At 33.3% G+C, this 25,474-nt stretch carries 20 protein-coding genes; all 20 read left to right on the forward strand.

Annotated elements, in window-relative coordinates:
- Positions 1-110: 110 nt before the first annotated feature.
- Positions 111-1,775: a 2-succinyl-5-enolpyruvyl-6-hydroxy-3-cyclohexene-1-carboxylic-acid synthase gene (gene menD / locus K5R64_RS01930; RefSeq protein ID WP_220760287.1), complete on the forward strand. Its 1,665-nt coding sequence runs from the start codon at positions 111-113 to the stop codon at positions 1,773-1,775.
- Positions 1,776-1,880: 105 nt separating this feature from the next.
- Positions 1,881-2,222 (forward strand): DUF2853 family protein, encoded by a 342-nt coding sequence (locus K5R64_RS01935; RefSeq protein WP_220760289.1) that lies wholly within the window; start codon positions 1,881-1,883, stop codon positions 2,220-2,222.
- Positions 2,223-2,445: 223 nt separating this feature from the next.
- Positions 2,446-2,964: a DUF6913 domain-containing protein gene (locus K5R64_RS01940; RefSeq protein ID WP_220760291.1), complete on the forward strand. Its 519-nt coding sequence runs from the start codon at positions 2,446-2,448 to the stop codon at positions 2,962-2,964.
- 7 nt (positions 2,965-2,971) lie between these two features.
- The gene (dapA, locus tag K5R64_RS01945; RefSeq protein ID WP_220760293.1) at positions 2,972-3,853 is read left to right on the forward strand and encodes a 4-hydroxy-tetrahydrodipicolinate synthase; all 882 of its coding nucleotides are present in this window, start codon (positions 2,972-2,974) and stop codon (positions 3,851-3,853) included.
- 124 nt (positions 3,854-3,977) lie between these two features.
- The gene (locus tag K5R64_RS01950; protein ID WP_220760295.1) at positions 3,978-4,775 is read left to right on the forward strand and encodes an outer membrane protein assembly factor BamD; all 798 of its coding nucleotides are present in this window, start codon (positions 3,978-3,980) and stop codon (positions 4,773-4,775) included.
- 5 nt (positions 4,776-4,780) lie between these two features.
- Complete coding sequence (locus K5R64_RS01955) at positions 4,781-5,098, forward strand: DNA-directed RNA polymerase subunit omega (protein WP_220760297.1); 318 nt, start codon at positions 4,781-4,783, stop codon at positions 5,096-5,098.
- Positions 5,099-5,107: 9 nt separating this feature from the next.
- Complete coding sequence (gene coaBC, locus K5R64_RS01960; RefSeq protein ID WP_220760299.1) at positions 5,108-6,319, forward strand: bifunctional phosphopantothenoylcysteine decarboxylase/phosphopantothenate--cysteine ligase CoaBC; 1,212 nt, start codon at positions 5,108-5,110, stop codon at positions 6,317-6,319.
- Positions 6,312-7,196, forward strand: coding sequence for a DUF4835 family protein (locus K5R64_RS01965; protein ID WP_220760301.1), 885 nt, complete (start codon positions 6,312-6,314; stop codon positions 7,194-7,196). Before coaBC ends, K5R64_RS01965 begins: the two co-directional genes overlap by 8 nt.
- A 43-nt stretch (positions 7,197-7,239) precedes the next feature.
- Positions 7,240-8,892 carry a DNA repair protein RecN gene (gene recN, locus K5R64_RS01970; RefSeq protein WP_220760303.1) on the forward strand — a complete coding sequence of 551 codons (1,653 nt, stop codon included), beginning with the start codon at positions 7,240-7,242 and terminating at the stop codon, positions 8,890-8,892.
- Positions 8,893-8,996: 104 nt separating this feature from the next.
- Positions 8,997-10,190: an enoyl-ACP reductase FabV gene (gene fabV, locus K5R64_RS01975; protein WP_220760305.1), complete on the forward strand. Its 1,194-nt coding sequence runs from the start codon at positions 8,997-8,999 to the stop codon at positions 10,188-10,190.
- Positions 10,191-10,441: 251 nt separating this feature from the next.
- A complete protein-coding gene (locus K5R64_RS01980; protein WP_220760307.1) occupies positions 10,442-15,415 on the forward strand; it encodes a translocation/assembly module TamB in 4,974 nt (1,657 codons plus the stop codon).
- A complete protein-coding gene (locus K5R64_RS01985; RefSeq protein WP_308443147.1) occupies positions 15,402-17,693 on the forward strand; it encodes a BamA/TamA family outer membrane protein in 2,292 nt (763 codons plus the stop codon). Before K5R64_RS01980 ends, K5R64_RS01985 begins: the two co-directional genes overlap by 14 nt.
- Before the next feature lie 111 nt (positions 17,694-17,804).
- Entirely contained in the window at positions 17,805-18,623 is an 819-nt protein-coding gene (locus K5R64_RS01990; protein ID WP_220760311.1) for an ABC transporter permease, read from the forward strand.
- The gene (locus tag K5R64_RS01995) at positions 18,620-19,366 is read left to right on the forward strand and encodes an ABC transporter ATP-binding protein (protein WP_220760313.1); all 747 of its coding nucleotides are present in this window, start codon (positions 18,620-18,622) and stop codon (positions 19,364-19,366) included. The genes K5R64_RS01990 and K5R64_RS01995 overlap by 4 nt, the downstream gene beginning before the upstream one ends.
- A 5-nt stretch (positions 19,367-19,371) precedes the next feature.
- On the forward strand, positions 19,372-20,103 hold the full coding sequence (locus K5R64_RS02000) for an MlaD family protein (RefSeq protein WP_220760315.1): 732 nt from the start codon (positions 19,372-19,374) through the stop codon (positions 20,101-20,103).
- Between the two features lie 501 nt (positions 20,104-20,604).
- Entirely contained in the window at positions 20,605-21,414 is an 810-nt protein-coding gene (locus K5R64_RS02005; RefSeq protein WP_220760409.1) for an enoyl-ACP reductase, read from the forward strand.
- A gap of 109 nt (positions 21,415-21,523) precedes the next feature.
- On the forward strand, positions 21,524-22,522 hold the full coding sequence (locus tag K5R64_RS02010) for a glycosyltransferase family 2 protein (protein ID WP_220760317.1): 999 nt from the start codon (positions 21,524-21,526) through the stop codon (positions 22,520-22,522).
- Positions 22,523-22,525: 3 nt separating this feature from the next.
- The gene (coaE, locus tag K5R64_RS02015) at positions 22,526-23,122 is read left to right on the forward strand and encodes a dephospho-CoA kinase (protein WP_220760319.1); all 597 of its coding nucleotides are present in this window, start codon (positions 22,526-22,528) and stop codon (positions 23,120-23,122) included.
- Between the two features lie 59 nt (positions 23,123-23,181).
- Positions 23,182-24,762 (forward strand): sensor histidine kinase KdpD, encoded by a 1,581-nt coding sequence (locus tag K5R64_RS02020; RefSeq protein WP_220760321.1) that lies wholly within the window; start codon positions 23,182-23,184, stop codon positions 24,760-24,762.
- 3 nt (positions 24,763-24,765) lie between these two features.
- A complete protein-coding gene (locus K5R64_RS02025) occupies positions 24,766-25,470 on the forward strand; it encodes a response regulator transcription factor (protein WP_220760323.1) in 705 nt (234 codons plus the stop codon).
- Positions 25,471-25,474: the final 4 nt, after the last annotated feature.

Genomic DNA, 25,474 nt, shown 5'->3' on the forward strand with positions numbered 1-25,474 from the left:
TTATTTTAATACAGTGCCTATTCTTGTCAAAAAAATAATAAATAAAACTGGTAGCAAATGTGAGCTAGAAGTGTCCAACTTTGTATATTTGTTTCTTTGAAAATTATACAATGATATACCCAAAAATACCTTTAGCACAAAGCATTATTCAATTGTGCTTGGCCAAAGGAGTGACTCACATAATTATTTCCCCTGGTTCTCGTAATGCCCCTCTTACCATCGGTTTTGTTAACCATCCTGAATTTAAATGTTATAGCATAGCAGATGAGCGATGCGCTGCATTTTTTGCATTAGGAATTGCACAACAAACAAAACAAGCTGTTGCTGTGGTATGCACATCGGGTTCGGCATTGTTGAATTATTATCCCGCAGTTTCTGAAGCATTTTATAGTCAGATTCCGTTAATCGTAATTTCGGCTGATAGACCCCAATCCAAAATTGATATAGGAGATGGTCAAACCATTCGTCAGGAAAATGTTTTTGCCAATCATTCTCTATACAATGCCAATCTTACAGAAGAAGCTTCGGAAGAAAATGATGAAAAAATTAACCAAGCGATTGCTTTTTCTTTAAACCAAAAAGGGCCTGTTCATATCAACGTGCCATTTGAAGAACCTTTGTATGAAACTGTTTCAGAGTGGTCTGTGAATGCGAAAGTCACTAATTTTGTTCCTGAAAAAATACAGCGTTCCACAATTGAGGAGTTTCGATTGTATGCTACTATTTGGAACAGTGCTACTAAGAAACTAGTGCTCGTAGGAGCAAATGCGCCACATACCATTGACCAAGAAGTGATTGACTTTTTGGCTAACGATCCTTCGGTGGTTGTGATGACTGAAACCACATCTAATTTGTATCACTCACATTTTGTGCATAATATAGACACTATTATTACTCCTTTTACTTCAGAAGATTTTGAAAATTTTAGACCAGATTTGGTGCTGACTTTTGGAGGAATGATTGTTTCTAAACGCATCAAAGCATTTTTACGAAATTATGCTCCGCAACAGCATTGGCATGTTGATGCGCTTCGTGCGTATGATACTTTTGGTGTGTTAAGTCATCATTTTAAGGAAGAGCCCAATGCGTTTTTTACTCATTTTATACCGCTTACGCAAAAAAATGAAAGTAACTATTTTAAAAAAATAAGTCAAATAGTTAGTGTTAGAACTCAAAAAACAATTGCCTACTTGAATGATATTCCGTTCTCGGATTTTTTGGTTTTTGAAAAAATTATAAAACGATTACCTCATGATAGCCAATTACAAATTAGTAATAGTTCAGCAATACGGTATGCGCAATTGATTGCAATTCATCCTTCTATTGAGGTGTTTTGTAATCGCGGTACTAGTGGTATTGACGGAAGTACATCAACTGCAATAGGAGCTGCTGTGGCATCAAAAAAGCAAACAACTTTGATTACTGGTGATGTAAGTTTTTTTTATGATAGCAATGCCTTGTGGAATAATTACATTCCAAAAAATTTCAAAATTATTCTAATCAATAATGGAGGAGGAGGTATTTTTAGGATTTTGCCAGGCCATCAGGAAAGCCCAGTATTTAATACCTTTTTCGAAACTTCCCATCAATTAACAGCACTGTATTTGGCTAAGATGTTTGGATTAGAATACGCCATGGCTACAGATGAGAGAAGTTTGGAAAACAATTTAGCTGACTTTTTTGAACAAAATGAAAAACCAGCAATTTTAGAAATCATGACTCCTACCTTGGAGAATGATAAAATACTGTTGCAGTTTTTTAAATCATTGGTGTAAATTGAGGTTTGCTGTAAAAACTAGGTGTTATTTGCAAGCGATTCATTGGATATTTGTAATCAATTGGTTATATTTGAGATTATTAACCTAAATTAGAAATAAATTATGAGTGCAAGAGAAGAATTGATAGCAAAATATGCAGCTGATTTAAAAGATAAATGCGGTGTAACTCCTAATATGGATTTGCTGACAAAAGTGACTATTGGTTGTGGTCCTTCAATATACAACAAGGATTCGGCCACTGTTGCAGGTAGTCAACAATCCGAATTAGACACAGTGAAGAACAATTTTTTGATCAAGAAATTAGGTTTAAAGGATGGTCCGGAATTAGATGCTGGAATTGATGCTGTTATAGAAAAATATGGTCGTTCGAATGCTAATAAATATAGAGCTGTTGTTTACTATCTTCTCACACTTCATTTTAAAAAAGAAAGTGTTTATAATTAATATAAATCAATACAAGTTGTAAGAAGAAGCGCCTAAGGGCGCTTTTTTTGTTGCATTGGACTATTCATAGTAAAGGTTTTTGAGACCAATAAACAATATGGAATCCAATAACGTGTTAATTGTTAATAATATAACAAAAAGTTTGAAATCACAATTATACTTTTTTAGATTTACCCCTTAAATTGTGACATAATTAATTATTTTTGTGGATTAGAAAAGAAATATGCTGTTGAATTATTTAAAGGGTTTTTTAGTAAAAAAAAGGATAAAAAATAGTTTACTCACAGAAAGAACTATTCCCAGCTCAAAGGAAATAAAAACAGTAGGCTTATTAATTGATGAAAATTATTTTTCAGAAAAAAAAGAGCTGATTGATCAAATAGTGTCCAATGGAATTTTGAGAGAGGATATTCAGGTCATAGTGTTTAAAAACAGGCTAAGTAAAAGTAATTCAAGGGATTACCCTGTTTTTACCCCTAAAAGTTTGAACTGGAAAGCCACGATAGATAATACAGCTGTTACCGAATTTGTAAATCGAGAATTTGATTTATTAATAAGTTATTACGATGTTGAAAAAGCCATATTATTGTTGGTGACTCATCTTTCAAAAGCTGATTTTAAAGCAGGTTTCGCTTCTATTGATAAAAGACTGAATGATTTGATGATTAACAGTACTGCTGAAAATCATAAAGTCTTTGTTCACGAGTTGTTTCGATACTTAAAAATATTAAATAAAATATAACCTAAACATGCAATCATTAATAGGAACTGGAGCTGCATTAATTACTCCATTTAAAGAAGATTTGTCAATTGATACTGAGGCTTTAACTAAAATAGTAAATTTTTCAGTAGATGGAGGAGTGGAGTATCTAGTGGTTTTAGGGACAACAGCTGAAACAGCAACGTTATCACCTGCAGATAAAGAAGTAGTAATAAATACCATAGTTTCGGCTAACAACGGAAGGTTACCTCTAGTATTAGGAATTGGAGGAAATGATACGATGAAAGTTGTTGAGGAGTTGAAAACGAGAGATTTGTCTGCTTTCGAAGCGATTTTGTCTGTTTCTCCGTTTTATAACAAACCGACACAAGAAGGGATTTACCAGCATTATAAAGCAGTTGCTCAGGCTTCGCCACTGCCTGTTATCATTTATAATGTACCTGGTCGTACATCAAGTAATATGTTGCCTGCCACGGTTTTGCGTTTGGCTAACGATTGTAAAAACATCATTGGTTTAAAAGAAGCTTCAGGAGATATTTTTCAAGCAATGGAAATTATAAAGAACAAACCCAAAGATTTCATGATGATTTCAGGTGATGATATGTTGGCTTTGCCGATGATATTAGCTGGTGGAGTAGGTATCATATCCGTAATCGGTCAGTGTTTTCCAATTGCATTTTCAGAGATGGTTCGTTTAGGGTTAAATCGTAAAGTGGACGAGGCTTATGAGTTGCACTACCGTCTTTCGGAGTGTATCGATATGATTTTTGAGCAAGGCAATCCAGCAGGAATCAAACAAGTATTCAAATCGTTAGGCATATCCGAAAATTATTTACGCTTGCCATTGGTGCCAGTTGACCAATCTTTAGCGGAAAGAATTGATGCATTTGTTTCTAAATTTGATAAGTAATTTTAGATTTTTCTTATCGAAAGAAATATTTTGTAGTGGCTAAATTAATACCTAAATTTGCACCGAAACTTCGGTACGGTTTTTTGTAGGTTGATACTAACAATTGAATCGAAAAAAAAATAAAATGAAAAAATTTGTATCGTTATTACTTCTTTCAGCTCTCTTTACATCATGTAATGAATATCAAAAAGCATTGAAAAATGAAGATATTGCAGCCAAATACGATGTGGGGACTAGAATGTATGAAGCAGGGAAGTATTCAAAAGCTATTCGATTGTTTGAACAAGTGGCCACCACTTATAGAGGAAAACCTCAGGCTGAAAAATTGTTCTATATGTTCTCACAATCCTATTATAGAACCAATCAGTTTTATTTAGCAGGATATCAATTTGAAAGTTTCACCTCAAGTTACCCTAAAAGTGAAAAGGTAGAAGAAGCTGCTTTTTTAAGTGCTAAGAGTTATTCTAAATTATCACCCGTATATAGTTTAGATCAAACAGATACCTTTAAAGCAATTGAAAAATTACAAAATTTTATAGATAGCTATCCTAATTCAACGTATTTGGCAGAAGCGAATGAATTGGTTAAAAATCTTTCTCAAAAAATAGAGAAAAAAGTATTCGAAAATGCAAAAGGATACAATACAATTTCAGATTATAAATCGGCACTAGTAGCATTCGATAATTTTATCAACGACTATCCCGGTACACCCTACAAAGAAGATGCTCTTTTTTACAGATTAGATTCAGCTTACAAATTGGGTATTAATAGTGTTGAAGATAAAATGCAAGAGCGTTTGTTAGTAGCAAAAAAAGCGTATTCAAATTTAATTAGTTTTAAACCAGATACGAAATACAAAAATAAGGCTGATGAAATGTTAGCTAGAGTAGAAGAAGATTTACAAAAATTACAAAATAAATAAAAGTCATGGATTTAAAAAAGACGAATGCCCCAGTAAATACAATTACTTACAATAAGTCACTTATTGAACAACCTACTGGAAATGTGTATGAAGCAATAACCATTATGGCTAAAAGAGCAAACCAAATCAATTCTGAAATCAAAAAAGAATTGACTGAAAAATTAGAAGAGTTTGCTACTTACAATGACAGTCTTGAAGAAGTTTTTGAAAACAAAGAGCAAATTGAAGTTTCTAAATTTTACGAAAAATTGCCTAAACCACACGCTTTAGCGGTTCAAGAATGGTTAGACGGTAAAATTTATCATAGAGATACAAATAAATAATACAACTAGATGTCAGTTTTAAACGGTAAGAAAATTTTACTAGGAGTTTCTGGTGGGATTGCTGCCTATAAAACAGCTTCTTTAGTACGACTTTTTATAAAAGCAGGTGCACATGTCCAAGTGATAATGACACCTGCTTCTAAGGATTTTGTCACCCCATTAACATTAGCGACCCTCTCTAAGAATCCTGTTTACTCTAGTTTTTATAATGATGATGAACAAGAGGCTGAGTGGAACAACCATGTAGAATTAGGGCTTTGGGCAGATATCATGCTGATTGCACCAGCTACAGCAAATACAATGTCCAAAATGACTAATGGCAATTGTGATAATTTACTAATTGCAACCTATCTATCCGCAAAATGTCCTGTATATGTTGCACCTGCGATGGATTTGGATATGTATAAACACCCTTCGACACTCGCAAGTTTTGAAGCCTTGCAACAGTTTGGAAATACAATCATTCCTGCAGAGTCAGGTGAATTAGCAAGCGGACTTTCTGGCGAAGGACGTATGGCGGAACCCGAAAATATTATTGCTTTTTTAGAAGCTGATTTGGAAAGTAAATTGCCTTTAAAAGGGAAAAAAATCTTAATCACTGCTGGACCTACCTATGAAGCTATTGATCCTGTCCGTTTCATTGGTAATCATTCCTCGGGAAAAATGGGCTTTGATATAGCGGAATGTGCAGCTAATTTAGGCGCCTATGTTATATTGGTCTCTGGACCTACACATTGTAAAACAACGCATTCCAACATACAACGTATAGCAGTCACTTCTGCTCAAGAAATGTATGATGTCTGCCATGAACATTACTCTACTGCAGATGTTGCTATAGCAGCAGCAGCAGTTGCAGATTACAAACCCAAACAGGTTGCATCGCAAAAAATTAAAAAAGCCGCTTCCAATTTTGTAATAGAATTAGAAAAAACCAAAGACATCTTATTGTCATTGGGTGAAATCAAGAAAAACCAATTCTTGATAGGTTTTGCATTGGAGACAGAGAATGAAATTGAAAATGCAAAGTTGAAAATCCAGAAAAAAAACTTAGATTTGATTGTTCTTAATTCTTTACAAGATGAAGGAGCAGGATTTCAAAAAGCAACAAACAAGGTTACTTTTATTGATAAAAATTTCAATATTGAACCAATGGAATTAAAATCCAAGGAAGCAGTTGCTGAAGATATTTTAAATAAGATAAAAGCCTACTTTCATGAATAAATGGATTCTGTTTTTTGCGTTAGTTTTTGTTTCAACAATTCAAGCCCAACAATTAAATTGTACCATCACTGTCAATTCTGAACGTGTGGCTAATACCAATCAGTCAGTATATAAAACGTTACAAACTACTTTAACTGAATTTGTGAATAAAACGGATTGGACAGGAAAATCATTAAAGCAAAACGAAAGAATCAATTGTTCGATGTATATTACGATATCGTCTAACAACTCCGATCAATTTGTAGCAACTTTACAAGTACAATCATCACGTCCTATTTATAACTCTTCGTATTCATCACCTATTTTTAATTTCAACGATAAAGATTTTAATTTTAGATATACAGAATTTGAAAATTTAATCTTCAATCCGAACGGTTTTGAGTCTAATTTAGTTTCCGTAGTATCATTTTACGCTTATGTCATTCTGGGATTAGATGCAGAATCTTTTGTATCCAAATCAGGTGATGTGCATTTTGCGATGGCACAAAATATTGCCAACAATGCCCAACAAGGAGGTTATAAAGGATGGAATCAAGCCGATGGATTTCAAAGCCGTTACTTTTTGATTAATGACTTATTATCTCCCACATTTTTTGAAATTAGAAATACCATTACAGATTACCACACTGGATTGGATACTATGACGAAGGATACTAAAAGTGCGAAAGAAAAAATCAAAGGCGCTTTGGTGAATATCAGTAAATTGAATTCCTCTAAACCCAATGCGTTTTTAACCCGTGTTTTTTTTGATGCTAAGTCAGATGAAATTGTTTCCATTTTTTCAGGAGGGCCTAGTGTTTCAATTACCGATTTGGTTGAAAGTTTGAATAAAACTTCTCCAATGAATACCACTAAATGGGAGAACATCAAGTATTAAACTCTTCTTTAGCGTTGCTTTTATTTTTACAAAAACGAACGAAATGATTACCACACTATCGATAAAAAACTATGCCTTAATTGAAAAATTAGCAATTGATTTTTCTCAGGGTTTTTCTATTATAACAGGAGAAACTGGAGCTGGAAAATCAATTATTTTAGGAGCTTTAGGATTGGTTTTAGGTAAAAGAGCCGATTTAACTTCGTTGAAAAACAAAGAGGAAAAATGTGTAATTGAAGCTCATTTTGATATTTCAAAGTATCATTTAAAACCGTTTTTTGAAACTAATGATTTGGATTATGAAGATGATACCATTATTAGACGTGAAATATTGCCATCGGGTAAATCCAGAGCTTTTATCAATGATAGTCCTGTAAACCTTCAAGAATTACAAGAATTGAGCTTGTATTTGATAGATATTCATTCGCAGCAACAAACACAAGAGTTGTCGGATGAAAAAGTACAGTTCCAAATTATTGATGCGATTGCTACTAATGCTGAGATTTTAGAAAGGTACCAAAACCTACTGAAAGACTACAAATCAGACAAGTCAAAATTAAATTCGCTTATTAAAAAACAAGCAGAATCTTATAAAGAACAAGAATACAATCAATTTTTGTTGAATGAGTTGTTAGAAGCTAAACTTAAAGCGGGGGAGCAAGAAGGTTTAGAGTCCGACTTTGAAAAATTGAATAATGTCGAAATTATCAAAGAAGCGTTAGATAAATCATTGGCTATTGCCAATGCCGAAACAATTGGTGTTTTATCTAATTTGAACGAAATGAAATCGGCTTTACAAAAAATAGCTTCTTTTTCACCAGAATACCAAACTCTACAAGAAAGGGTGGTAAGTGTTTTGATTGAAATGGATGATATCTCTAATGAACTCAACGATTGTACAGAGAATTTATTCAGTGACCCTGCTCAATTGGAATTGATAAATCAAAAATTACAATTGATTTATAATTTACAAAAGAAGCATCAAGTTAGCACAGTCGAAGAACTTTTAGAGATTCAAAATCAATTAGACGCTACCGTTTTAGAAATTGGAACTATTGGCGAAGCTATCGAAAAATTAACAATCACGGTTCAAGAAAAAGCTACTGAACTAGACGTTTTAGCAGCGACAATCGCTAAAAACCGTCAAAAGGCAATTCCCGTTTTGTCTGAGAAATTAATCTCCATTTTGGCAACTTTAGGAATGCCAAATGTACGTTTTGATATTCAGGTTACACCTACAGCAACTTATTTTGAAAATGGAAAAGACGAATTGCAATTTTTGTTTTCTGCTAATAAAGGAACTGATTTTGGTTTACTAAAAAAAGTAGCTTCAGGAGGTGAAATGTCGAGAATAATGCTTGCTGTTAAGGCAATTTTGGCGCAGTATTCAAAATTGCCCACTTTGATTTTTGACGAAATTGACACAGGGGTTTCAGGCGAAATAGCGATTAGAATGGGCGAAATTATGAAAGAAATGAGTCAAAAAATGCAAATTTTTGCCATTACTCATTTGCCTCAAATAGCTGCTAAAGGAAATGCACATTTTAAAGTATTTAAATCTACAGTGGGTGAAGTAACTCAATCTGAATTGATTTTGTTAAACGAAGAGGAACGAGTGGTGGAAATTGCCCAAATGCTATCGGGAACTGTTGTTTCTGATTCTGCCTTAAATCATGCTAAAGCCTTGCTTAACTAATGAAATGCTTTATATTTGTCAACTGAAAAATTCCATAAAACAAATAGTTTGGTGACTTAGTAAGCTATTGACTAAGGTACCAAATAACGAATAAATAAAAAATTATGATTATAGAACCTAGAATGAGAGGATTCATTTGTTTGACATCACAACCTAAAGGATGCGAACAAAACGTAAAAAATCAAATTGAGTATGTAAAATCAAAAGGAGCTATCGACGGTGCCAAAAAAGTATTGGTAATAGGAGCTTCAACAGGTTTTGGTTTGGCATCTCGTATCACAAGTGCTTTTGGTTCTAATGCGGCTACCATTGGTGTATTTTTCGAAAAAGGACCTGCTCCGGGAAAAACAGCTTCTCCAGGTTGGTACAATTCGGCAGCTTTTGAAAAAGAAGCCCACAAAGCAGGATTGTATGCTAAAAGTATCAATGGAGATGCTTTTTCAAATGAAATAAAGCAACAAACCATTGAATTAATCAAAGAAGATTTAGGTCAAGTAGATTTGGTAATTTACAGTTTGGCTTCGCCAGTGCGCACCAATCCTAAAACAGGAATTACACATCGTTCTGTTTTAAAACCTATTGGTAGTACTTTTTCAAATAAAACAGTTGATTTTCATACAGGTAAAGTTTCGGAAGTTTCTATCGAACCATGTGGTGGTGATGACATCGAAAATACGATTGCTGTAATGGGAGGTGAAGACTGGGCTATGTGGATTGATGCTTTAAAAGAAGCTAATTTATTGGCTCCTGGAGCGACTACTGTAGCTTACTCTTATATAGGACCAAAAGTTACTGAAGCGGTTTACCGCAAAGGAACTATTGGTCGTGCTAAAGACCATTTAGAAGCGACAGCTTTTGAAATTACTAAAAGCTTAGAGGAAATTAACGGTAAAGCTTTTGTTTCTGTAAATAAAGCATTGGTAACACAAGCAAGTTCTGCTATTCCTGTTATTCCGTTGTACATTTCATTATTGTATAAAATCATGAAGGAAGAAGGAATCCATGAAGGTTGTATCGAACAAATACAACGTTTGTATGCCGACAGGCTATTTAATGGAACTGAGGTTCCTACTGACGAAAAAGGTAGAATTCGCATCGATGACTGGGAATTAAGAGACGATGTTCAAGCAAAAGTTGCTGCATTATGGGAAGAAGCAGTAACCGAAAACTTAGAAGAAATTGGAGATTTAGAAGGCTATCGCAAAGATTTCTACAACTTATTTGGATTTGAAGTTGCAGGAGTAGATTACCAAGCTGATACAAATGAAATGGTAACCATTCCTAGTATCAGCGAATAAGAGATATATAATTCAAAAAACACACACCTTATACAAACATGAATCGTATAAGGTGTTTTTTTTTTGTTTTTATTTAAATGAACTACTGTTTACAATTGAAATTTTAAAATATATTTTAATAATTCTATAATAGTTGCGATTTTTTATAAGCTTATCTTCACGCAAAAATATTTGACTAACTTCGTAAAATACAGTCAAATTGTTAAAAGAATCGTTTGTCGGTCTATTGTTAATGCTAAATTAGGTCAGAATTGAATAAAGCTTTTAGAATTATTTTAAAATCAGGGTTGGTGATTGTTGCACTTTTTTTGGTATTGGTATTGGCTATCCAACTGCCATTTGTTCAAAATAAAGTAAAAGATCAAGCGGTTCAATATTTGCAGAAAAAGATAAAAACCAAAGTAGTTATTGGTACTGTTGCTATTGGATTGCCTAAAAAAATTGTGCTCTCTGATTTTTATTTTGAAGATCAATCAAAAGATACTTTGTTAGCCGGTAAATCGATAAAAGTAGATATTGATTTGTTTCAACTCCTGAATAATACGGTGCAAATCAATAGTGTGGATATGGACCAAATAGTAGCCAAAATTAAAGTAAACAAAGACACGGTTTATAATTTTGACTATATTATCAAGGCATTTGCTTCTGCTGAAAAATCGGATAAGGAAAGTGAACCCACTGCTTTTTCGATAAAAAAAATTAACCTTGATAAGGTAAAATTCAGTTATCAAGATGCTGTTTCACAAAATGATTTAGCGCTGTTTATTCACCATTTTGATACAAAAATTAAAAAGATAGATTTAGAACATTTAGCATTCGATATTCCCGATATTCGGTTAAACGGATTTGAGTTATTTTTAAATCAAGATGTTGTAGAAGTCGCCACGAATGTTGCTCAAGAAGTTAGTGACAATGCCAGTAGTAAAAAGGTAAAATTAAATTTAAAAACAATCCAACTTGATGCAATCAAGGTTCGTTATAAAAATGCAATTACGCAGCTTGGAACCCAAATCCAGTTAGGCAAACTACATACAGAAGTTGAATCTATTGATTTAGAAAAACAACAAATTAAGTTCAATTCAATTGAGTTAAATAACACTTCAGGAGAGTTGACTTTATTTAAAAATAAACCCAAACAAACAACTACTGATGAAAAAACGGAAATTCAGCCTTGGTATCTACACGCAAAAACTATTTCTATTGGTGCTCTAAATTTTAAGTTTGATAATGAAAATGCGAAGACCTCTAATGGAATAGATTATCAACATTTAAAAATAAATGATTTATTTTTTGAAGGCCGTGATATAGCAATTCAAGATGACGCATATAAAGGAAAAATTGAGCAATTGCAATTTAAAGAAAAAAGTGGTTTTCATTTGAAGGAGTTGTCAACCCAATTTGAATATTCGAATAGGGGTATCATATTGAAAAATTTAAAACTTAAAACACCACAAACGGATTTACAAAATGCGATAGCTGTTCGTTATCCTTCACTGAACACTCTTTCGGATCACCTAGAAGATATTTCCTTGGACGTTCGACTGACCAATAGTTCCTTGGGTTTAAAGGACGTATTGTTATTTGCTCCTAAATTGCAGAGTAATGATTTTGTAAAAAATAATTCAAAAGCTATTTTGAACTTTAATGCTGTTGCCAAAGGAAGACTAGATAACTTGACTGTTACAGCTTTCAATGCGTATGGAGTAGGGGCTACCAAAATCAATTTTAAAGGAGTTGTTACGGGGTTACCCAAAATTGAAAATAGCAATTTTAAAATTCCTTTTTTGGATATCCAAAGTACTGCTAATGATATTCTCGCTTTAGCCCCTAAAAACACGATACCGCATACCATTCAAATTCCAGAGCAATTTCATTTGAAAGGAGACTTTTTTGGAAGTATTGCCAGTTTTAAGACAAATTTGAATTTGAATAGCAGTATCGGTAAGGCGACTGTCAGAGCTACTTTTGACAACAGAAGAAAAAACAATGAAAAGTACATAGCCGATGTCAAAGTGGATAATTTTGATGTAGGGCAATTGATTAAAAACAAGGAATTAGGAAGAATTACGGCAACGGCTAACATAAAAGGAGTGCGTTTAGACCCCGCATTGGCTTCAGCAACTTTTACTTCTAAAGTTATAAAAGCTACTTATAACAAATACAATTATCAGAACATTAATTTAAGCGCTTCGGTTGATAAAGGAACGTACCAAGCCAAGGCTAATGCTGTGGATCCTAATTTGACATTTTCTTTGAATGCCAAAGGAGCTTCGCTACCGGAAAAACCGACTTTGAATCTTAAGCTTAATGCAGATATTATTGATTTGAACAAATTGAATTTGCATGCAGGTCCTTTAAAGATGCGAGGAACATTACATGCAAATTTTGAGGATTTACGATTAGATAATTTAAACGGAGTAGTCCAAACATCTGATTTTTTAGTTGCCTTAGAGAAAGAACAATTCCCAGTAGATTCGATACATCTGAAGGCTATTTCCACAGCAACTAGTGATTCCATTATACTACGTTCACCATTTATTAATGGATGGATTCGTGGAAATTATAAACTTTCTACCATTGGGAATCAATTGCTGCATTCTGTTTCTAAATACTATCAATTGGGTGAAAAATATGAAAAATCTAAAGAGTCACAACAATTTGATTTCCAATTTAAAGTACAGGATAGTCCCATTATGAAGAAAATCATTCCTGAACTTAAGGAGTTATCGATTAGTACTTTGACCGGAGGATATAACAGTGTAACCGATAGTATTGCGGTTAAAGCATTGATGCCAAGAATCAATTATGGTGCAAATGAAGTCTCAAACGGAATTTTAGTTATGAACACTCAAAAGGATAGCTTGCAGTACGAGTTGTCTTTTGATGCTCTTAAAAACGAACAATTTGCGATTCAAAAAACGGCTATTTCAGGAACAGTGGCTAACAATGTTGTGACTTATGAGCTTTCTATCAAAGATGTAAAAGAAAAAGACAAGTATAAAATAGCAGGTGCAGTAAAAGACAGTTTGGGAGCTACGGTATTGCGTTTTGATCCAGAAAAATTACTATTGAATTATGAAAACTGGACCGTGTCTTCAAATAATACTATAAAATTAGCACCCAAGGGTATTTTGTTTACTGATTTTACTATTCAAAATGGAAATCAATCTTTTGCTGTTCAATCTGAGCGCAATGTAGAAACAGCACCTGTTGTGGCAACTTTTAATAATTTTAAATTAGAAACCTTGTCGAGTATTGTACAATCTAATTTTGAAATTGGAGGAATTATCAATGGGGAAACTACTATAAAAAATCTGAAAACGAATCCTTTGTTTGAATCCGATTTAGATGTTCAAAATCTACGAGTTAAACAAGATTCTATTGGAGATTTACAAATCAAAGTGACCAATAAAAAGGCTGGTTTTTATACTGCAAATGTACAATTGACTGGTGCAGGAAATCAGTTGAGTGTAGCTGGAAATTACAACATTGACAATCAAAATTTAGATTTTAAAATGGCAATAGAAAAGCTTCAAATGAAATCTTTACAAGCATTTACTGTAGGGAATTTGAAGGAAAGCGAAGGCTATTTGAGCGGACAACTCAACATAACAGGGAAGTCATCAAGTCCTTTGGTTGAAGGAAAAATGAAGTTTAATAAGGTTGGTTTCGTTGTAAGTTCATTAAACTCTAAATTCCTAGAACTTAATGATGAAATAATCTTTCAAAAAAACAAGATAGCTTTTGATAATTTCAAATTATATGATGAAAATAAAAATCCGCTCTTGATAAATGGGTTTGTTGATACGCAAGAATATACCAATGTAGGTTTTAATCTTCAACTAACGGCAAAAAATTTCAGGATGGTCAATTCAAAAATAAAAGACAATAAGTTGTTTTATGGTGAATTGTATTTGGATAATAATTTGGGGATAAAAGGGACATTAAATAGTCCTGTTATAGACGGAACGCTTAAAGTGAATGAGGATACTAAATTTACGGTTGTCATCCCTCAAAGCGATCCTTCTATTGCTGATCGTGAAGGTATTGTTGAATTTATTGACCAGGACCAGCCCGTTTTAATTGATTTACAACCAGAGTTGGATGCAATTACCCAAACGGAAGTCAAAGGAATTACAGCATCAGTAAATATTGTGGTAGATAAAAAAGCCGAAATATCAATTGTTATTGATGAAGCTAATGGAGATTATTTAAAATTGCAAGGAGATGCTCAACTTACAGGTGGTATAGATCCTTCTGGAAAAACGACCTTGACTGGTAAATATGAATTTACTGGAGGTACGTACGAAATGAATTTTAATTTAATCAAAAGAAAATTTGAAATTCAACCACAAAGTTACATTCTCTGGACAGGTGAACCTACCTTGGCTAATATCAATATCACAGCTGTTTATAAGGTCGAAGCTTCTCCTTTGGATTTGGTTGATGACCAATTGGCAGGTATCACGGCCGAAACTAGAAATACCTACAAACAGCGTATTCCATTTGAAACCAATCTAATGATGAAAGGGTCGTTATTACAACCCGAAATTTCTTTTGATATCGTTTTACCAGATGGAAATAATGATGTTTCTGCTGAAGTAATTAATACGACCCAAGCCAAATTGGAACAATTAAAGCGAGATGAAGATGCTATGAATAAGCAAGTATTTGCGCTATTGTTATTGAATAGGTTCATTGGAGATAATCCTTTTGAAAGCGAAGCTGGCGGCACTAGTGGTTCTTATTTAGCCAAGCAGAGTGTGAGTAAAATTTTATCCCAACAATTGAATAATCTTGCAGGTGATTTAATCAAGGGCTTTGAAGTAGATTTAGACTTACAAGCTTCGGAAGATTATACTTCTGGGCAAAAAAAGGAAAGAACGGATTTGAATGTGGGCTTGTCCAAACAATTGTTTAATGACCGATTAAAAGTGACATTGGGAAGTAGTTTTGGTGTCGAAGGCGCTCAAAATGAAAATGAACAAGCTACTAATATTGCGGGTGATGTACGCGCTGATTACTTGATTACCAAAGATGGTCGATACAAATTAAGAGCATACAGAAAAAACAATTATCAAGTGGCCTTACAAGGACAGGTTATTGAAACAGGTGTAGCATTTATTATTACGATGAATTACAACAAGTTTAGAGAATTATTTCATTCTAAACGTAAGCCCCGTGAAAAAAAAGGAAATAAGAATAATGAAAATGAAAGAAATTAAAACCTACATAAGTGTACTTTTTATGGTGTCATTTTTAATGGGCTGTAGCGGAACAAGTAAAGTTCCTGAAGGCGATTTGTTGTACACCGGGCATACGATTGAAATAAAAAAAGGCCAAGAATCCAAAAAAGTTCGAAAACAAATGAAATCAGCCTTGAAGGATATGATTCGGCCTATTCCTAACAAATCCTTTTTAGGAATGCGTCCTGGTATTTTCTTTTACAATCTGGCAGGTGAGGTTAAAAAAGAAAAAGGGTTTAGATATTGGCTTAAGTATAAAATAGGGGAAAAACCAGTACTGTTTAGTGAAGCCAATTTAAGTTATAATAACGATGTTATTCAAAATTACGTAGAAAATAATGGTTTTTTTAATGCTAAAACTATTTCGGATTCCACTACTAGAGGTAAAACAGCTAAAGCAAATTATGAAGTTACCTTGCACAATCAATACAAGATTAAATCCATAGCCTACCCCAATGATTCGACTATTTTAAGCAAGGAAATTAATTTGATTAAGGAAAAATCATTATTAAATATTGGGAAACCGTACCGTCTTGAAGCTATAAAACAAGAACGTTCACGAATCGATGTACGATTAAAAGAACGGGGCTTTTATTATTTTAATGAAGACTATCTTTTGGTGCAAGTGGATAGTACAGTGGCAAAAAACGAAGTTGCTTTAATTGTTAAAATAAAAAAAGAAACACCTGAAAAAGCAAAAACACAGTATCGTATTAATAACATCTATGTGTATCCGAGTTACAACTTAAAGCGAGATACGGTTGCCAAAAGAGTTATGGATACTACAGCGTATAAGGATTTGACAATAATTGACAATAAAACCGTTTTTAAACCGATTATTTTTGATAAAACCTTACTGTTTAATAAAGGGGAGTTGTACAATAGAACTACTCATAATTTATCATTGAATCGGTTGATAACTTTCGGAACTTTTAAATTCGTAAATAACGAATTTAAAATTAATGAATTTTCAAAAAATCAATTAGATGCTTATTATTATTTAACTCCTTTGCCCAAAAAATCCATTCAAGTTGAGGCATTAGCCAAAACCAATTCAGCCAATTATTCAGGAACCGAATTAAACGTGAATTGGAGTAATCGAAATACTTTTAAAGGAGCTGAACTTTTGAGTATTTCAGCATTTGCAGGATTGGAGGTACAGGTTTCAGGACAAAATAATGGTTTTAATGTGTATCGTGCAGGAAGTGAAGCCAGTTTGGTATGGCCTCGGTTCATTTCTCCAATTTCTATGAATTCAGGAAGTGGTTATGTCCCTAATACAAAAGCGTCTATAGGGTATGAATATCAGTTACGTACACAGCTTTATTCTTTAAAAACTTTTAATAGTTCCTTTGGGTATTTATGGAAGGAAAACGAAAGAAAAGAGCATACGTTAAATGTATTGAATATAGCCTATACGTCCTCTAATAATGTTTCTGATTTGTATCGTTCGCAAATAGCTGCCAATCCTTCGCTACAAAGTGTCATTGATAAACAACTGATTTTTGGAACCAATTATTCGTATGTTTACACCAATACAATGGTGAAAAATAAAAAAAATAATTTTTACTTCCGAGGCGGTTTAGACTTTTCAGGAAATGCTTTAGGATTGATTTTGGGAGCCAATGATAGTGAAAATCCTAAGAGTATTTTTGGTGTTCCTTTTAGTCAATATTCTAAATTGGAAACGGAATTCCGTCATTATTACCATTTTGATAGAGAAACCACGCTTGCAAGTCGGATTATAGTAGGAGCTGGATTGCCTTATGGCAATGCAAAAGATTTACCATTTATAAAACAGTTTTTTATAGGAGGAACAAGCAGTATAAGAGCTTTTAGAGCTCGGTCAGTGGGGCCGGGAACCTTTGATGGTTCAGTTGTTACCAATTCGTTTTTACCCGATCAATCTGGAGATTTAAAATTAGAATTCAGTACTGAATTGCGTGCTAAAATTTACAGTTTTATCAAAGGAGCGGTTTTTGTCGATGCGGGTAATATTTGGTTATTGAATAAAAATGAAGAAAAACCTGGAGCTGAATTCACTAAAGACTTTATGAACCAATTGGCGGTAGGAACGGGTGTAGGATTACGATTTGATTTTGATTTCTTGGTGCTTCGAACTGATTTGGCTTTTCCGCTGCGTAAACCTTATTTACCTGAAGGTAACCGATGGGTAATCAATGCTATTGATTTTTCAGATAAATCCTGGCGAAAAGAAAATTTGATTTTTAACCTAGCCATAGGTTATCCGTTTTAAACAGATTAAGCAAAGTGTAAGGATTGTTATTTTGTAAGTTAATCTTGAAATCTTATAAAACAAAAGATTAGCTTACATCGTAAATTTAGCATAAGATTAAAAAAATATTTTATGCCAAAAAAAATACGCGATACTGAAATTACAGCTTTAGACACCCCTTCGTTTTCTTATTATATAAAAGAAAAGGCTAAACATTTTTTTATAAGTGTCGCTAATGTTGTGGATTATCTTGTGCTGATTCTGCGAAATCTTTTTCGAAAAAAATTTGAACTTCAAGAATTTTTAAAACAATGTTATCAAATAGGGAATAAATCTTTGGGATTAATTTCTTTGACAGGTATTATTGTAGGGTTGGTGCTTACGATTCAATCCAGACCGCCGTTAGTTGAATTTGGAGCCGTAGCCATGTTGCCAGGAATGGTGGCGATATCAATCATCAGGGAAATGGGACCTGTGATAACAGCGTTGATTTGTGCGGGTAAAATAGGGTCAAGTATGGGAGCCGAATTAGGGTCTATGCGTGTCACCGAACAAATAGATGCTATGGAAGTTTCCAATACCAATCCTATCAATTTTTTAATTATTCCTCGAGTGCTGGCAGCTACTGTAATGATTCCTTTACTGACCTTATATGCTGATGCTATTGGTATTTTTGGTAGTTGGTTAGGAGTAAACATTAAAGACAGTTTGAGCCTAGAATTGTTTTTTAATCAAGCCTTTAAAGAAGTAGAATTCTTAGACTTGATTCCAGCGGTTATAAAATCTTTTTTCTTTGGTGCTGTTATAGGGTTGGTAGGATGTTATAAAGGATTCCACGCTGGTAGAGGAACTGAAAGTGTAGGCATTGCGGCTAATTCGGCTGTAGTGATGTCTTCGCTCTTAGTCATTATTGTTGACTTAATTGCCGTTCAAATTACTGATTTATTATGAATACGAAAACCAAAAATGAAGTGGTGGTGAGTATTAAAGACCTTAAAAAAAGTTTTGGTACTCAAAAAGTTCTCGATGGTATTACAATGCAATTGTACCAACAAGAAAACCTTGTGGTATTGGGTAAATCAGGAACCGGAAAATCAGTATTGATTAAATGTTTGGTCCGGCTTTTAGAACATGATGAAGGAAGTATTGTGGTAGATAAACAGGAGTTGACAAACATAAGTGAAGATGAATTAATCCAAGTTCGCAAGAAAATTGGGTTTCTTTTTCAAAGTGCAGCGTTGTATGATTCGATGACAGTAAGAGAAAATTTGACTTTTGCGCTAACCAGATCTTCTGAAAAACTCTCGAAAACTCAAATTGAGGAATTGATAGTGGAAGCTTTAGAAAATGTGGGGCTACCAGATGCTATAGATAAGATGCCATCGGAATTGTCAGGCGGAATGAAAAAGAGAATAGGTTTAGCTCGTACCTTGGTGGTTAAGCCTAGAATTATTTTATATGATGAGCCTACAACAGGGCTAGACCCCATAACCTCGGATGAAATCAGTCATTTGATAAATGATACCAAAAATAAGTTTAAAAACTCGGCCATTATCATTACGCATGATATCAATTGTGTCAAAACAGTAGCTGACCGAATCGTCATGCTAAAAGAGGGTAAGGTGTATAAAGAAGGGACTTTGGAGGAGTTTATGACTTCTGATGATTCTTATATTCAATCATTTTTTAAATAGGTATTATGAAAACAACAAGTAATAAATACAAAATCAAACTAGGAGTTTTTATCACGTTAGGTATAGCTATTTTGTTTGTGCTAATTTTCTTTATAGGTACGAATCAAAATTTATTTAGTTCTAAATTCCGTATCAATACTACCTTTCATAATGTAAGTGGTTTGCAAATAGGAGGGCAGGTTCGTTTTTTAGGTATTGCAGTCGGAACTATCGAAAATATTGTGATTGTCAACGATTCTACTGTAAAGGTAGTTGCTGTTTTGGATGAAGAAGTGAAAAAATTCATCAAGAACGATAGTAAAGCCTCCATTACTTCAGAAGGGGTTATAGGAGACAAAATTCTGATGATTTCACAAGGAACAACAAAAGAGGTAAAAGATGGAGCGCGCATAGCATCAGTAGAACCTATAGAATTCAGCTCAATTTTATCCTCAGTAGAAGTAACAGCCAAAAATGCCGAAGTAATAACAGATGAATTGGCGATACTCTTAATGAGTATCAATGACAGTCAAGGGATTTTAGGGAAACTATTAAAAGATGATGAAATGGCTAAGGATATGGAAAAAACGATGGAAAATTTGCGAAAAGGTTCCAAAGGTTTAGAGCAAAATATGGAAGCAGCTAAACACAATTTTTTATTAAGAGGTTATTTTAAAAAGAAAGAGCGAGAGGCGGAAAAAGCAAAGAAAGAAGCCGCAAAGAAAACCGAAGTTCAAAATAAAGAAAGCGAAAAGTAATTTCCATTTTATTGGTTCCAAAAATACTTAAAACTAGATGCTTTAGTGCATTTACGCTTTAGCTTCTGAGAATTTCAACAACAAATCTTATTGCCGACAGGCAGGTTAAAAAGTTTAGCAAAAATTTCCAGAATGTGACTTTTGAAGACGACAGAGGTGCTAACTTAGTTAAGAATAGAATATCAGATATAGAAAAGCCGCAAATTCACGAATTACCGAAATTTAATTTGTGAATTTGCGGCTTTAATTTATTCTACTTAATAAGAGAACTGAGATACAATTAGTCTTTGGAATTTATATAGTCTTCCAGTCGCAAAAAAGATTTGGAGTTAATCATGGGGTTTTCACATGTAATCTTTTAGTCAGACAACCAAATCATGAATTTTTAGTTCCTAGTGATTTATTTTGATAAACTGATACCTAATTTTGATGTAAAAAAGAGAATGAATCATTCAAACTGAACTGTTGATTGTTTATTTTTGGGGACTAAAAACAAGAACAATCATGTACAATTTATTGAAAGGAAAAAGAGGAATCATTTTTGGTGCTTTGGATGAGCATTCTATAGCTTGGAAAACAGCAGAACGCGTACACGAAGAAGGAGGTGTTTTTGTATTAACAAATGCTCCAGCGTCTATTCGATTGGGAAATATTGAAGCTTTGGCACAAAAAACGAATGCAAAAATTATTCCTGCTGATGCAACCTCTGTTGCTGATTTGGAGAATTTAGTAGAGCAAGCCATGGAGATTTTGGGAGGTAAGATTGATTTTGTGTTGCATTCCATTGGAATGTCAGTCAATGTACGTAAGGGCAATCATTATACCAATCAAAATTATGATTACACAGAAAAAGGGTGGAATGTATCGGCAGTTTCGTTTCATAAAGTAATGCAAGTTTTGTATAAAAAAGACGCTATGAACGAATGGGGAAGTATTGTAGCCTTATCATATATGGCGGCACAAAGAGTGTTTCCAGACTATAATGACATGGCTGACAATAAAGCATTTTTGGAATCTATAGCGCGTAGTTTTGGTTATTTTTTCGGGCGGGATAAAAAAGTAAGAGTCAATACCATTTCACAATCACCTACTGAAACTAGAGCAGGCACAGGAGTCAAAGGATTCAAAGGTTTTATTGCTTTTGCAGATAAAATGGCTCCATTAGGAAACGCAACAGCTGATGATTGTGCCAATTATGCCCTAACACTTTTTTCAGATTTAACTAAAAAAGTCACTTTACAAAATCTTTTTCATGATGGAGGATTCTCACACATGGGAGTGAGTGAGGAGATTATGGAAATGTTTGAATAAATTGGATTTTTTTCCCATTTTAAAAACCTGAAGTTATTTCGTTTAGCTGTATGGATATCATTTATATTTGCAATCCATTTCTAGTTTGAATTTAAATCCCTATTCGAGTATGTTTTTCTCTTTAATTATACCTGTTTACAATCGTCCAGATGAGGTAGATGAACTTTTACAAAGTTTGACTCACACCACTTATACTAATAAGTTTGAGGTGGTTTTAGTCGAAGATGGTTCTACTATAAAATGTGATGGAGTGGCTAGTAAATACCAACAAGCTTTAGATATTTCGCATTATTTTAAAGAAAATTCAGGTCCAGGTGATTCTAGAAATTTTGGAATGCAAAAAGCAAAAGGGGATTATTTTATCATTTTTGATTCGGATTGTATTATTCCTGCGAATTATTTGAACGAAGTAGAAAAAGCATTGTCTGTTCAATACGTAGATTGTTTTGGTGGTCCAGATGCTGCATTAAAAAGTTTTTCAGACATTCAAAAAGCCATTAATTTTACAATGACTTCTTTTTTAACTACCGGGGGAATCCGTGGTGGTTCTGAAAAAATCGGAAAATTTCAACCACGTAGTTTCAATATGGGCTTGTCTCGTAAAGCCTTTGAAACTTCTAAAGGATTTGGTAACATTCATCCTGGTGAAGACCCTGATTTGTCAATACGTTTATGGGAATTAGGCTTTGAAACCCGATTGTTTTCAAATGCTTTTGTGTACCATAAACGCCGCATTGACTGGGATAAATTCTCTATTCAAGTAAGTAAATTTGGTAAAGCAAGACCAATATTAAACAGTTGGTATCCTAAGTATAACAAACTAACTTTCTTTTTTCCGTCGTTGTTTGTTTTAGGCTTTTTTTTAGCAGTGGTGATGTTGGTTTTTGCCAATGATTTTTTAATGAAATTATACTTTTTGTATTTCTTGGTGTTGTTTTTGGTATCTACTTTCCAGCATAAGAATCCTAAGATCGGATATTTATCAGTAGTAGCGGCTTGGAAACAATTTTTTGGGTATGGATTAGGTTTCATGGAATCCTATATCAAAGTTATTTTGCTCAAACAGCAACCTGAAAAAGCGTTTCCCGAGCTGTTTTTTAAAAAATAAAATATGACAAAAATAATTGGATTGACAGGAGGTATTGGTAGTGGCAAAACAACTATTGCTGATTATTTTCGGTCAAAAGGAATTCCTGTGTATATAGCTGATGATGAAGCACGAAAGCTGATGCAATCTCAAGTGATTATTGAAGCTATAAAAAACAGTTTTGGAGAAACTATATTTGAAGAAGGAATTCTAAATCGAGAGCGATTAGCTGGCATTGTGTTTAACGATGCCGACGAATTAAATCGTCTTAATGCCATTATTCATCCTGCCGTTAAAGCACATTTTAATGAATGGTTAACGCATCACAAAGAATTTCCTATAATTATATATGAAGCTGCGGTGTTATTTGAAAATGGGAGTTATAAAAATTTTGATGCAATAATAAGTGTAGTTGCACCGTTAAAAACTAGAATTCAGCGTGTTATACAACGCGACAATACTACTGAAGAACATGTTTTGAAAAGAATAGCGGCTCAATGGACAGATGAGCAGCGTATAGCAAAAAGTGATTTTGTAATTGAAAATACCGATTTAGAGCAAACCAAAATAAAAACAGACGAAATTCTTAAAATTTTGCAGATTAAACAAAAAGATTCTTAAATGTTAATCTTTGGTTAATGCATTATTGTCTAAATTGTTAAAATGCTAATTTTGCTTTGATGAATAAATTATTTTTTAGGTTACTGGTTTTATTGATGAGTTTGTCTTTGATAGGCATAATTCTTGTTCAGGTGTATTGGTTTAATACCTCTTTTAAAAACAATGATGAACAATTTAAGTTTCATGTCAAACAAGTAATTGGGAATGTTGCTGATAAAATAGAAAAACAGGAAGCGTATAGTTTTTATGATAAGTACAACCATTATAAAGACAGTACTGGGAAAGTTCCTCAAAAAAATGATCTTTTGGAATTTTACTATGTCCAAAAAAATCCAAAAACTAATGAAACCATAGTGTACTCTAACAGTGTCATTGCTGAAGATTACAACATTTCATCCTCGTTCTTTGATAAACGATTCAGTAGTGAACGGTTTAAAAATTTTAGTTCTAAGCGGGTTACTGAAATATATAACAACAAAAGTATTGATAAAGCAGGATTGCAAAATAGCATTACACCTGATATTAAAATTGAAAAATCAGGGAGTTTAGATATATTAGACAATGCACAATTTGAGATTTTTTTCAAAGATATTGCATCTGTAATGCCTATTGAAGAGCGAATTACAAAGGAACGTTTACACAAACTAATCAAAAAGGAATTAGAGCAGTATGGTGTAAAAACAAAATTTGAATTCGCAATTTATAATAATGGTGCTGAAACTAAAATTCGTTCGAACGAATTTTGTAATAAAGAAGAAGGATATTCAATTCCCATTTTTACCGATAACGAAGGTAATGAACGATACAAACTCTTTGTAATGTTTCCTCACAAGAAAAAGTTCTTATTATCTGAATTGTTAAGTATCACCATTTTATCAATCGTTTTTACGTTAATTATTTTAATTGCCTATACTAGTGCGTTAAATCAATTGATTAGACAAAGGCAAATTTCAGAGATAAAAACAGATTTTATCAACAATATGACACATGAGTTTAAAACGCCAATTGCTACGATAAATTTAGCTTTAGACGCCATAAAAAACCCTAAGATTATTGAAGATAAAGAAAAAGTTTATAAATACTTGCAAATGATACGGGATGAAAACAAGCGAATGCATGCCCAAGTCGAAAATGTGTTGCGTATTTCTAAACTAGAGAAAAAAGAATTAGATATTGAAAAAGAATCTACTAATATTGAAGATGTTATCAATGATGCAATTGAGCATGTGAGTTTGATTCTGGAAGATAGAGGAGGTAAAATTACAAGTCATTTTGATGCAGTACGTAATTGTGTGTTGATTAATGAGGTGCATTTTACCAATGTAATTGTCAATATTCTGGAGAATGCGATTAAATATACGGCCGGTATTCCTGAAATTAATATTTATACTGAAAATATCAAAGATATGATATTAATAAAAGTTCAGGACAATGGGTTAGGCATGAGTAAGGTAGCTCAAAAAAGAGTCTTTGAGAAGTTTTACCGTGAGCATACTGGTGATATTCATAATGTCAAAGGGCATGGGCTTGGCTTGGCTTATGTGAAAAGAATCGTGGAAGATCATAATGGTCAAGTTTATGTAGAAAGTGAAAAGGGAAAAGGAAGTACCTTTATAATAAAATTACCCCTAATAAATTAAGATATGGAAAATACAAATAAAAGAATACTGTTAGTAGAAGACGATTTGAATTTTGGAGCCGTTCTAAAGGATTATTTAATGCTTAACGACTTTGATGTTACGCTAGCAAAAAATGGTATGGAAGGTTTTGAAAAATTCAAAAAAGACACCTATGATTTATGTATCTTAGATGTGATGATGCCATACAAAGACGGATATACCTTAGCTAAAGAAATTAGAGAAAAAAATAGCGAAGTGCCTATTATTTTCTTAACAGCTAAATCCATGAAAGAAGATGTGCTAAAAGGATATAAAGCAGGAGCTGATGATTACTTGAATAAACCTTTTGATTCAGAAGTATTGTTGATGAAAATCAAGGCAATTATCCAACGAAAATCATCGGACGTAAAAGCAGAGCAAGTTCAATTTGAATTTAATGTTGGTAAATTCCACTTAAATTCTAAATTACGTTTCTTAACTTTTGAAGGACAAGAACCAATCAAATTATCTCCAAAAGAAAATGAGTTGCTTAAGATGTTAATTTTGCATGAGAATGATTTAATGCCAAGAGAGTTAGCCTTAACAAAAATTTGGAGAGACGATAATTATTTCACCTCACGTAGTATGGATGTATATATTGCTAAACTTCGTAAATATTTGAAACAAGACGAAAATGTCGAAATTCTAAATATTCATGGTGAAGGATTTAGATTAGTAGTGAAAAAATAAGATT

This window comes from Flavobacterium sp. UMI-01, assembly GCF_019656315.1.
Lineage (GTDB): Bacteria > Bacteroidota > Bacteroidia > Flavobacteriales > Flavobacteriaceae > Flavobacterium.